The organism is Streptomyces sp. NPDC048496, assembly GCF_043200055.1.
Classification (GTDB): Bacteria; Actinomycetota; Actinomycetes; order Streptomycetales; family Streptomycetaceae; genus Streptomyces.
Genome location: NZ_JBICXB010000010.1, coordinates 160,924 through 172,190, shown reverse-complemented (window position 1 = coordinate 172,190; position 11,267 = coordinate 160,924). Strand labels below are relative to the sequence as shown.

Sequence of the window (11,267 nt, the reverse complement as noted above, 5' to 3'; positions counted from 1 at the left end):
CTCCTGCATCGAACGCGGCACCCGCCGCGACGACACCCTCGCCAACGCCTACCGCGACTGGCTAACCGCCGCTTGACAGCCAATAGGAGCATCAATCACTCCTGGCCAGCGGGGCTTTCGCGGTGTCCGTCGCGTACCGTTGGCCTTATGGAGATCTGGATCAATCCCGCCTGTTCCAAGTGCCGCAGCGCAGTGCAGTTGCTCGACGCCGAGGGCGCTGAATACACCGTCCGCCGCTATCTGGAGGACGTGCCGTCGCCGGACGAGATCCGGGCCGTGCTCGACCGGCTGGGGCTGGAGCCGTGGGACATCACGCGGACGCAGGAAGCGGACGCGAAGGAGCTCGGGCTCAAGGAGTGGCCGCGCGAGCCCGGTTCGCGGGAGCGGTGGATCACGGCGCTCGCCGAACATCCGAAGCTGATCCAGCGGCCGATCATCACGGCGGAGGACGGGACGGCTGTCGTGGCGCGTACGGAGGAAGCCGTGCGGGACGCTTTGGGGCGTTGAGCGCAGCCGGAATCACTCGGTCAGCAGGAAGTCCTCGATCCTGCGGTTGCGCCCTGCTGAGCAACGCGGCCTTCAAGCAGATCCGCGAGTCGGGCAAGTTCCTGATCCGCCGCGCCCGCATCGAGCGCGTGGGCTGACCGGCCCGGTCGGTGCCCGCACGGTGCCGGACGGGCTCTCCCCGCCGTTCAGAACCGTGCGGGCACCGGCCCCGCCTTGACCTCCGCCTCGGCCAGCAGCTCGGTCAGCCGCAGCCCGAACCGTACGTCGCAGGGGTGCGGAACCCCCGTACGTACCGCTTCGAGCAGCGCATCGACCGCCGCCCGGAACGACCCCACCGCATCCCCCCACCTGGGCAGCGTCGCAACGCCCGGCTCCCCCCGGAGCTCGATCTCCGTACCCACTGCTCCCTGCGGAGCGGCCAGTGCGAGCGTCACCGTGCTGGACGCGCCGGAGGTGTGGCGGAGGATCAGGTGAGTGGTGTCGGCGGGACCTCGGGCCGCGGTCAGTTCCGTCGCATCGCCGAGCACCGGGAGCAGCACCGACAGAGCATGCGGACCGACGTCCCACAGACCGCCCTTGTCACGGCGCCATGGAGACGCCGCGTACTCGCTGTCCGCACCGGGGGCGTACAGCGCGCCGATCCACTGGGCGCGGGCGGTGAACCAGCCGTGCCTGCCGGCCTGTTCGGCGATCCAGTCGGACGTATCCTTCGCGAACCGCAGCGTGCAGAACACGACGGACGCGACCCCCTCCCGGTCGGCGGCCTCGGCGACCTCCCGGGCCCCGGCCAGGGTCGTCGCGATCGGCTTGTCCATCAGCAGGTGGCACCCGGCGGCCGCGGCGCGGACGGCCAGCGGGGCCTGGACGTCCGGCGGCAGGGCGAACGCGACGGCGTCGCTCACGGCGAGAAGTTCGTCGACGCCCCCGTCACCGGAGTACGCCGTGGTGCCATGGGTGGTCGCGAGCGCGTCCGCCGCCTCAGGGCGGCGACCCCACACGCCGCTGAGCACAACGCCGGGATGGGTGGCGAGGGCGGGTGCCTGGGTGTTCCGGGCCCAGGGGCCCGTACCGAGAAGGCCGATACGCATGGGAGCGGCGGGCGGTGTCGTCATGGGGGCCAGTCTGCCCGGTGCGCTTATCGGGCGGCGGCGTACGACGGTCCGCGGTTACGTTGGCGGAGCCGGCCGCGGGACTCCGGCTGCGACTTCCGGGACGTGCCTCTGAAGCAGTGATTTCGCTGATCGCGCCCCCATTCCCCGGCCGGCTTCCGCATATCCGCATGCGGCGGCGGAACGTCACGGGGGAAGAGGATGACCGACACGGACACATACGCCGATCTCATTGCCGCCGAGGACGTGCTCCTCTTCGTCCATGCGGCGATCACCGCGACCGGACAGCGCGAGTTCCACTCGGAGGCGTACCAGCAGCAGCTCTCACTGGACTTCCTGCACGAGTACGCGAGGGTCAACTACCGCAAGGTGTACGCCGCTTCGCTCGCCCTCGACATCAATGACCACAATGCCGCACGCATCGTGCAGGGGCTGCTGGAGACCGCCGCCGAGGCGACCGCGGAGGAGCGGCGCACCGAGGGCCGGCTGATCGCCGCCCGACTGTCCCGGCTTCCTCCGCAGCGCGTCTACCGGCTGTTCCGGGCGCTGCGGAGCGCCAAGGTCAACAACCGGCGCACCCGTGCGATCATGCGCGACTGGCTAAAGTCCCGGCCGGATCTGGCGCACGACGCGGTGAAGTACCGCAGCGGTCTGAGGACCGTCGCCCGCCATGCCCATCTGCCCCTCGGCAACCCGGACTCCGAGGCACCGCACGAGCTCGGCGACTTCCTGTTCCGGCCCGGTCGACTGCCGCGCTACCGGCACCGGCTGCTCGACGCCTGGCGTCGCGCCCACTACGAGCAGGGCGCTGTGGACGAACTGCCGTTCACCGTCGCCGAGGGGTTCGCGGCCAAGCACGGCATGAAGCGTGAGGCATTCCTGGAACGGATGGTGCCACGGATGACGCGGCTGGAGCGGCTGCGCACCCAGAGTACGGAGCCGGACGGTGCCGGTACGGGCCGGCAGAGTGCCGCGTACGGTACCCAGCTCGGCACCGGCGGCAACGGTGATCCGAGCGCCGACGCCCGCCCGCCCGTCACCGCGCCGCTGCCGCGCCACCGGCACCGCCACCGCCGCATGGCCAAGCGGCAGCCCGGCGACCGGCTGCGCTTCCTGCCGCTGCACCTCGCGCTGGAGGGCTATCTCTCGCTGCACTTCGGCGGCCCGGCCATCGCCTGGGAGGAGTGGTCGCGGCAGGCACTGCGCGACGGGCTCTCGCCGCGCGCCGAGGACGCGTACATGGGGTGGTCGGTGCGCGTCTCGGCGACGCGCTGCGTGTCTTCGAGATCCATCCCGGCCAGTGCGGGGTGATGGTGTACGCGGCTGACGCGCTCGCCGCCGCCTTCGTGCTGCCGCACCCGGACGACTACCGGCTTCTGCACGCCTCGCTCGTCGAGGACCTGTACGGGGAGCTCATCCACCAGTACGCGCTGTACGGCGGTCCCGTCCCGGAGTTCGGGGCGCGGATCCCCGACGGTGCACGAGTGCGGACGCTCGCCGATCTCCGGGCGGCGGCGCGGGCGCAGGAGCGGGAGTGGCGCGAGGCGCACGACGCGCTGTTCGCGCGGGAGCTGCTGGACACGTCGTACGCCTTCGACCGGGTCCACCGGATGGGGCCGTTCACGCTGTGGCGGTTCCTGCCGCCGTTCACGCGGAACCGGGGCGGCCGGCACATCGGCGAGACGATCACCGACCACAAGGGGCAGGTCGCGTATCTGAAGACGTTCCGGCTCTCCGACGCGCAGGTGCGGCGCGGGCATCTGCTGCACACGCTCACCGACGCCGACTGGCGGCTCGCACGGGCGGCCGCGGCGCTGGGCAGCACCGAGAAGGAGCTGGTGCGCCGGATCCGGGCCGCCGGTTTCGAGCGGCTCCTCAAGGCCCACGTGTAACGCAGGACTCCTCGGTAACACGGGGTTCACATACGGGCAACGGACGGGAAACCGTGTCTTGCGAAGCTGCGCTGCAGAGACCGGACCGCAGACCGCAACACCGCAGCACCCCCGAAGGATGGCTTCCGTGACGTTCAAGGCTGAGTACATCTGGATCGACGGCACCGAGCCGACCGCCAAGCTTCGTTCCAAGACGAAGATCATGGCAGGCGAGCCCTCGGGAGACGTCGCGGAGCTGCCCATCTGGGGCTTCGACGGATCCAGCACCAACCAGGCCCGGGGTCACGCCTCCGACCTTGTGCTCAAGCCGGTCTTCTCCTGCCCGGACCCCATCCGCGGCGGCGACGACGTCCTCGTCCTGTGCGAGGTCTTCAACATCGACATGACGCCGCACGAGTCCAACACCCGCGCCGCCCTGCGTCCGGTCGCCGAGCAGTTCGCCGGCCAGGAGCCGATCTTCGGCATCGAGCAGGAGTACACCTTCTTCGACGGCCACCGCCCGCTCGGCTTCCCCGTGGGCGGCTTCCCGGCCGCGCAGGGCGGCTACTACTGCGGTGTCGGCTCCGACGAGATCTTCGGCCGCGAGATCGTCGAGAAGCACCTCGACAACTGCCTGCAGGCGGGGCTGGGCATCTCCGGCATCAACGCCGAGGTCATGCCGGGCCAGTGGGAGTTCCAGGTGGGCCCGCTCGCCCCGCTGGAGGTCTCCGACCAGCTGTGGATCGCGCGCTGGCTCCTCTACCGCACCGCCGAGGACTTCGACGTCTCCGCGACCCTGGACCCGAAGCCGGTCAAGGGCGACTGGAACGGCGCGGGTGCGCACACTAACTTCTCCACCAAGGCGATGCGCGAGGGTTACGACGCGATCATCACCGCGTGCGAGTCGCTGGGCGAGGGCTCGAAGCCGATGGACCACGTCAAGAACTACGGCGCGGGCATCGACGACCGTCTCACCGGCCTGCACGAGACCGCCCCGTGGAACGCGTACAGCTACGGTGTCTCCGACCGCGGCGCCTCGGTCCGTATCCCGTGGCAGGTCGAGCGGGACCAGAAGGGCTACATCGAGGACCGTCGCCCGAACGCCAACGTCGACCCGTACGTCGTCACGCGGCTGATCGTCGACACTTGCTGCACGGCGCTGGAGAAGGCCAACCAGGTCTGATCCGCCACCGGCTCGGTACGAAGGGGCGCCCGCCAGAAACGGGGGGCGCCCCTTCGGCGTGCCCGGTCCGCTGTCAGTGGCGTGTGCCAGGGTTGACCCATGCTCGACATCAAGGCGGAGACCGAGAACTGGCAGACGCACACCCGTATTTCGGCGCAGGCGCTGAGCGACCTGGCGCGCCAGCTGGTGGAGCGGCTGTGGCTGGAGCGGGTCGACCAGCAGGAGCAGTGGACCGATGTGACGGACGCGGACCGGTTGGAGCAGGACTTCGCCCGGCTGGACAGGAGCGGCATCACGGCCCGGGAGCACTTCACCTGCTGCCGCTCCTGCGGGCTGAGCGAGATCCATGCGGACGGCGAGGAGGACGCCCGGGGCTTCGTCTTCTTTCATACGCAGATCACGGAGAAAGCGGCCGGCGGGTACGGGCTCTCGCTGTACTACGGCGGGTTCGACGAGTCGGAAGCGACCACCGTCGCCATCGGGCGGGAGGTCGCGGCGGCGCTCGGCGCGGTGGGGCTGACGGTGAAGTGGGACGGATCGCCCGACCAGGCGATCGAGGTGACCGACCTGGACTGGCGCAAGCGGCTCATCGGCTGAGGCGGCGGGAGGAGCGCCCGGCGGGGGAAGGTGCGCAGTGAGGGCCAGGTGACGACGTGGTGAGGGACTGAACCGCAAAGGGCCCGTACCGACGGGTGAGAGAGTCCTGCTGCGCCACCGCGTTGTCTGGTCTAATGGGGGCATGGTCGGCTTCCCGTACACCTCATCAGGTCGCAGCGACCTTGAGCCGTTCTGGCCCTCTCGTCAGCATCATGACTTCGACCGGGTGTGTTGCCGCGCGTGGAACGCGCAGGCCCTCTAAAGCCGCTCACCCCGGCCTTCGGTCCGCGCGCACGACGCAAGTCCGTCCCTCGACGACTCCTTCGCGCGAAAGAGCTGACCCTCATGGCGAACACTCGTACCTTCTCCGCCGCTGCCACTGCGGCGTCCGCGGCGACCGTCGCGGCCGCCCCCTCCGCCCGATCCGTTCCTCCCCACCGTCACAGGCTGCGCTCCGTCGCCCCCGACGACGTCGTCCAGTCGGCCGATGTGGCCGACTTCCTGCCGCCGGGCGCGACCTGGTTTCCGGCACCCCAGCACACCGTTCCGGCGCTGCCGGGCCGTCCGCCGATGATCGGCTACCTGGTCCTCGTACCGGCCGACCAGCAGCCCGCCGTCGGGGCCGCGGCCGCCGCGGCGCAGCGCATCGTTCCGGAGCCGCTGGTGACCCCGGGGGCGGGTCCGGTGCGCATCGACCCGGTACAGCGCACCGCGACGGTGGACGGGAAAACGCTCGACCTCACCTTCCTGGAGTTCGAGCTGCTCGCCCATCTGGTCGCGCACCCGCACCGGGTGCACACCCGCGACCAGTTGGTGACGACCGTCTGGGGCTACGGGCACGTGGGCGACGGGCGCACCGTGGACGTCCATGTCGCCCGGCTGCGCCGCAAGCTGGGCGCCGAGTACCGGCGGTCGATCCAGACGGTGCGGCGCGTCGGCTACAAGTACGCCCCCTGACGGCGCTGAAGGCGCAGGAGAGCGGCCCCGGTCCGGTACCCACCCGGACCGGGGCCGCTCCGTGTGCCGGGTCAGGCACGCATCCCGGACCCCACCGGGGCCTCGGCCGGCCCCGTCCCCCTGCCCGTATCCGGCTCGCCGTGCTCCAGCACCGGCAGTCGGTTCAGTCCGCGCGGCGTCCGCCAGTTCCGCTCCCCCAGCAGTGCCATCACGGAAGGCAGCAGGACCATCCGTACGAGCGTGGCGTCCAGCAGCACCGCGACAGCGAGGCCGACGCCCATCTGCTGCATGTCCTGCATCGACAGCGTCCCGAAGACCGCGAACACCGCGACCATGATCACGGCCGCGCCGGTCACCGCACCCGCCGTTCGCCGGATGCCCTCCTCGATCGCGGCCCGGGTGTGCAGACCGCGGTCGCGGGCCTCACGGATCCGGGAGACCACGAACACGTGGTAGTCCATGGAGAGTCCGAACAGGACGACCAGGACGAACAGCGGAATCCACGCCTCGATCGCGCCTACCCCCTCCGAGCCGATCAGCGAGGCCCCCCAGCCGTGCTGGAAGACGGCGACCATCACTCCGTACGCGGCGGCCACGGAGAGCAGGTTGAGCAGGATCGACGTCACGGCGATGACGTACGAGCGGAAGCAGAACAGCATCAGCAGGAAGGTCACCGCCGTGATGAAGGCGAAGACGGGGACGATGCCGCGCTTCAGCTGATCGTTGAAGTCGACGGACCCGGCGAGCTCCCCGGTCACGTACACCTGGGCCCCGGTCCCGTCGAACGCGGCGGGCAACCGCTCCTTGCGCAGCTCGGAAAGGCCGGCCTCGCCGTCGGGGAGCGGCACCTCGATCTCGGCGACGTTCTGCGCCTTGTGGACGCTCACCTTGTCGAAGCCGTCGAACGCCTTGCGCAGTGCGGGCGCCTCGATGTTGTCGGCCTTGACCACCACCCGCGCCGGCGCGGGGCCGCCGGGGAAACTCTCGTCGATCTGCCGGTAGGCGACCGACAGCTGCGAGTCCGAGCCGAACTGCTTCTCCAGGCCGAGCTGTTCGGTCTTCATGCCGAGAGCGGGCGCGGCCAGGGCGAGCAGGACGACGACCGAGGCGACCGCGAAGATCCTCGGCCTGGACAGGACGGGCTTCAGCACCGTGCCGGCGATCCCGCCACTGGTGCGGGCGCGCCGGTTGTCGCGTCGGCTCCCCCGCCGGTTGAGGAACGGCACACGTCCCGCGTCGATCCGGTCGCCCAGCCAGGACAGCAGCGCGGGCAGAACCGTCACCGAGCCCAGCATCGCGATGAAGACCACGATGATCGTGGCGAGGGCGAAGCCCTTGAACAGCATCAGCCCGGACAGGAACATGCCGGCCATCGCGACCATGACCGTGAGCCCGGAGACGAGCACGGCGCGGCCGCTGGTCGCCGCCGCGATCCGCAGCGCCGTCTCGGCGTCGCGTCCCGCCGCCCGCTCGTCGCGCTCGCGCCGCAGGTAGAAGAGGCAGTAGTCGACGCCGACGGCGAAGCCCATCAGGAACATCACGGAGTACGTGGTCTGGAACAGGTGCAGTTGGTGGCTGGCGAGCGACAGCAGCCCGAAGGCCGCCATGCACGCCGTCAGTGCCAGCCCGACCGGGAGCAGCGCCGCGACGACGGCGCCGAAGGCGACCAGCAGAATGCCCAGGGCCAGGGGTACGGCGGTGAACTCGGCCTTCTTGAAGTCCTTGGAGAGCAGATCGCCGAGCCACTTCCCGGCACTGGCCTCGCCGAACTGGTGGATGGTGACGTCGGGGTGGTCCGCGCGGACGGCGGACACGGCGTCGAGCACGGGCTGCACCCTGTCCGGCGCCGTCGCCGCGTCCCCCTTCATGTCGAAGGTGATCAGCGCGTCCTTGCCGTCCTCGGAAGGGATCGGCGCCGCGAGGTTCGCCACCTCGCCGGTCTTCCCAATGGCGGCGGAGACCTCGCGGGCGGCGCCCTGCCAGTCACCCGCCTTCCCGGCGGACACCATGACCAGCTCGCCGGCGGGCTGCCCCAGCCCGGCGTCGTCGAGGATCTTCTCGGCCCGCGCCGAATCACCCACGGCGTTCTCCGAGTCGGACATCTCGACCAGACCGGATGCGCCGCCGATGCCCGTGGCGAGCACGACGAAGAGCAGCCAGCCGAGAATGGCGGTCTTTCGGTGGTGTGCGCTCCACACACCGATGCGTGCCGCGAGGTTGCGCCTCATGCCGTGTTCGCCCCCAGAAGTCAGACGGAATCAAATGGAAGTGGAAGAAGTGCGAGGAAGTGCGAGGAAGTCGACGGCGAATGCGTCGTTGCTGAATCTAGGAACGGGGCGCCGCCCGCCCCAGCCGCCGAAACCCCCTCTCGCGGAGCCGTAGGGCGAGGCCGCCAGGGTGGTGCTGGGTACACCCCGCCAGGGTGGCGAAACGGCTGACACTCTGGGAGCCCGCCGCGTGAGACTGTCTACGGACGAGCCCGATACGGGGGCCGGCGAGGGGAGATGGACCGAGATGAACGCGATACGGGCCCGGGTACGGGGCGCGCTGCTGGCCGCCGGGCGGGGAGTCGTGCTGTCGATCGACAGCCTGGTCGGGTCGATCACGCTCTTCGTATGGACGACGCTCTCCATGGCCTTCATCCCGCTGGGCATCGGCCTGGTCACCACCCCCTACGTCCTGGAGCTGGTCCGCAAGCACGCCGACCGGCGCCGGCTGCTCGCGCTCAGCTGGTCCGACGTCCGCATTCCGGACCCGTACCGCCCCTTCCCGAAGGATCTGCGCACCGGATTCACCGGTCAGGTGGAGCGGACCACGCTGCTGCTGAAGGACCCGGCGACCTGGCGGGACATCCAGTGGCTGCTGGTCGACATGACGGCCGGCTATGTGGTGCTGGCCCTGGCCGTCGGGCTGATGCTCTATCCGGTGGAGGGGGTCGTCCTGGCGGCGGGCCTGTGGCGGGTCTTCACCGACGACCGTTACTGGTACGCGTTCGTTCCGGTCGACAGCCAGGCGACGGGACTTGCCGCCGCCGCGCTCGGTGTGGCGCTCTTCGCGACCGGCGTGCTGGTCAGTGAACGGCTGCTGCGACTGCACTTCGTGATCGCCCGCTCAGTGCTGGCCCCGACCCATGAGCAGGAGCTGACCCGGCGCATCGACCGCCTGACCGAGACCCGGCACGAAGCCGTGGACACCGCGGCCTCCGAACTGCGGCGCATCGAGCGCGACCTGCATGACGGCGCGCAGGCCCGGCTGGTCGCCATGGGCATGAACCTGGGCACCGTGGAGGCGCTCATCGAGAAGGATCCGGCGCAGGCGAAGAAGCTCCTCGCCATGGCCCGCGAGTCATCGGCCGAAGCCCTCACGGAGCTGCGCGATCTGGTCCGGGGCATCCACCCGCCAGTCCTCGCCGAGCGCGGACTCGGGGACGCGGTCCGGGCGTTGGCGCTGCGGATGCCCTTCGAGTCGGACGTCCAGGTGGAGCTGAGCGGCCGGGCGGACGCCGCGATCGAGTCGGCCGCGTACTTCGCGGTGAGCGAGACGCTGACGAACGCCGCCAAGCACTCAGGGGCCGACCGCGTCTGGGTGGACATCCGCCACGCGGACGCCATGCTGCGGGTCTCCGTCACGGACAACGGCAGGGGTGGTGCGGCGGCCGGATCCGGCTCGGGCCTGAGCGGAATCGAACGCCGACTCGGTACATTCGACGGCATCATGGCCGTCAGCAGTCCAGCGGGCGGTCCCACGATGGTGACCATGGAGATCCCTTGCGAGTTGTCCTAGCCGAAGATCTCTTCCTGCTGCGCGACGGTCTGGTCCGGATGCTGGAGGCGTACGACTTCGAGATCGCGGCAGCCGTCGAGACCGGTCCCGAACTGACCCGTGCGCTCGCCGAGTTGGATCCGGACGTCGCCGTGGTCGACGTCCGGCTTCCGCCGTCCCACACGGACGAGGGACTGCAGTGCGCCCTTGCGGCCCGCAAGGCCCGGCCGGGGCTGCCGGTGCTCGTCCTCTCCCAGCATGTGGAGCAGTTGTACGCCCGTGAGCTGCTGGCGGACGGCAACGGGGGCATCGGGTACCTGCTCAAGGACCGGGTCTTCGACGCGGACCAGTTCATCGACGCGGTACGCAGGGTCGCGGCGGGCGGCACCGCGATGGACCCGCAGGTGATCTCACAGCTGCTGTCCCGGCGCGCACAGGACAAGCCGATGGGCGGTCTGACCCCCCGCGAGCTGGAGGTCATGGCACTGATGGCGCAGGGCCGTTCGAACGCGGCGATCGCCTCACAGATGGTGATCACGGAGCGGGCGGTGGCCAAGCACACCTCGAACATCTTCGGGAAGCTCGGCCTGCCGCCGTCCGACGACGACAACCGCCGCGTTCTGGCCGTCCTGGCCTACCTGGACCGGGGGTGACCCAGCACCCCCGGCGGACGGCTCATCCGGTCGCACCCAGGTGCAGCGTGGTCGCCCCCAGGTGGGGGCGGCCCGGGACTCCAGGACCTGTTGACCTGGCGGCATCTCAGCCGTTGAACCACGCCGCCGCGTCGAGCCGGAACGCACCGGCCGGCGCCATCGCGCGCAGGTCGGACTCCAGGGCGCGCAGCCGCTCGGCCCCGAGCGCCCGGGACCACTCGGCGTGCAGCCGGTCGAACCCCTCGGCGGACCGGACCAGTACGTCGACACCGCGCGGGGTGACCCGGACCAGCTTGCGGCGCCCGTCCTGCGGATCGTCGACGCGTTCGACGTAACCGAGACTCTCCAGCCTGTCGACGGTCTTCCCGGCGGCCTGCTTGGAGACGCCGAGCCGTCGGCCGATCTCACTTGCGGTCGCGCCGTCACGGCCGACGGCCTGGAGCGCGAAGCCGTACGCGGGCCGCACGTCGGGGTGACCGCTCTCGGCCAGCTCCCGGTGCAGCTCATCGATGATCGTCCGGAACCCGGCGAACAGGAGCAGGGGCAGCTCGAAGCCCGCGCCATCGCCGGCCGTCGCCGCCTCTCCAGTCCGCCCCGTAGGCTCAGCCATGGCGAAACTCGACAACTT

9 protein-coding genes and 2 pseudogenes are annotated in these 11,267 nt (G+C 70.5%); 8 read left to right on the top strand and 3 right to left on the bottom strand.

Features of this window, described 5'->3' with window-relative positions; translation table 11 throughout:
• Nucleotides 1-147: 147 nt before the first annotated feature.
• Nucleotides 148-507, top strand: coding sequence for an arsenate reductase family protein (locus tag ACGFSA_RS13790; protein WP_393303736.1), 360 nt, complete (start codon nt 148-150; stop codon nt 505-507).
• A 185-nt stretch (nt 508-692) separates the two neighbouring features.
• Here ACGFSA_RS13790 and ACGFSA_RS13785 read toward each other — a convergent pair whose 3' ends face one another.
• The gene (locus tag ACGFSA_RS13785; protein ID WP_393303734.1) at nt 693-1,619 is read right to left on the bottom strand and encodes a Gfo/Idh/MocA family protein; all 927 of its coding nucleotides are present in this window, start codon (nt 1,617-1,619) and stop codon (nt 693-695) included.
• 17 nt (nt 1,620-1,636) lie between these two features.
• Here ACGFSA_RS13785 and ACGFSA_RS13780 point away from each other — a divergent pair.
• The 5 genes and pseudogenes from ACGFSA_RS13780 to ACGFSA_RS13760 all read left to right on the top strand — a co-directional run.
• Nucleotides 1,637-2,549 (top strand): annotated as a pseudogene (locus ACGFSA_RS13780) (hypothetical protein); the annotation flags it as partial.
• 12 nt (nt 2,550-2,561) lie between these two features.
• Nucleotides 2,562-3,508, top strand: a pseudogene (locus ACGFSA_RS13775) (hypothetical protein); the annotation flags it as partial.
• Between the two features lie 127 nt (nt 3,509-3,635).
• The gene (gene glnII / locus ACGFSA_RS13770) at nt 3,636-4,670 is read left to right on the top strand and encodes a glutamine synthetase (protein WP_393303732.1); all 1,035 of its coding nucleotides are present in this window, start codon (nt 3,636-3,638) and stop codon (nt 4,668-4,670) included.
• A 99-nt stretch (nt 4,671-4,769) separates the two neighbouring features.
• Complete coding sequence (locus ACGFSA_RS13765; protein WP_393303730.1) at nt 4,770-5,267, top strand: DUF6891 domain-containing protein; 498 nt, start codon at nt 4,770-4,772, stop codon at nt 5,265-5,267.
• Between the two features lie 345 nt (nt 5,268-5,612).
• Nucleotides 5,613-6,224, top strand: coding sequence for a winged helix-turn-helix domain-containing protein (locus ACGFSA_RS13760; protein WP_393303728.1), 612 nt, complete (start codon nt 5,613-5,615; stop codon nt 6,222-6,224).
• Between the two features lie 71 nt (nt 6,225-6,295).
• Here ACGFSA_RS13760 and ACGFSA_RS13755 read toward each other — a convergent pair whose 3' ends face one another.
• On the bottom strand, nt 6,296-8,452 hold the full coding sequence (locus ACGFSA_RS13755; RefSeq protein ID WP_393303726.1) for an MMPL family transporter: 2,157 nt from the start codon (nt 8,450-8,452) through the stop codon (nt 6,296-6,298).
• A gap of 286 nt (nt 8,453-8,738) precedes the next feature.
• On the opposite strand from ACGFSA_RS13755, the gene ACGFSA_RS13750 reads away from it, so the two are divergent.
• Both ACGFSA_RS13750 and ACGFSA_RS13745 read left to right on the top strand, forming a co-directional pair.
• A complete protein-coding gene (locus ACGFSA_RS13750) occupies nt 8,739-10,007 on the top strand; it encodes a sensor domain-containing protein (RefSeq protein WP_393303724.1) in 1,269 nt (422 codons plus the stop codon).
• Nucleotides 9,992-10,639, top strand: a complete 648-nt coding sequence (locus ACGFSA_RS13745; protein ID WP_393303722.1) for a LuxR C-terminal-related transcriptional regulator — start codon at nt 9,992-9,994, stop codon at nt 10,637-10,639. Before ACGFSA_RS13750 ends, ACGFSA_RS13745 begins: the two co-directional genes overlap by 16 nt.
• A gap of 106 nt (nt 10,640-10,745) precedes the next feature.
• Here the strand turns inward: ACGFSA_RS13745 and ACGFSA_RS13740 are convergent, their stop codons facing one another.
• The gene (locus tag ACGFSA_RS13740) at nt 10,746-11,249 is read right to left on the bottom strand and encodes a MarR family winged helix-turn-helix transcriptional regulator (RefSeq protein WP_393303720.1); all 504 of its coding nucleotides are present in this window, start codon (nt 11,247-11,249) and stop codon (nt 10,746-10,748) included.
• Nucleotides 11,250-11,267 lie beyond the last annotated feature (18 nt).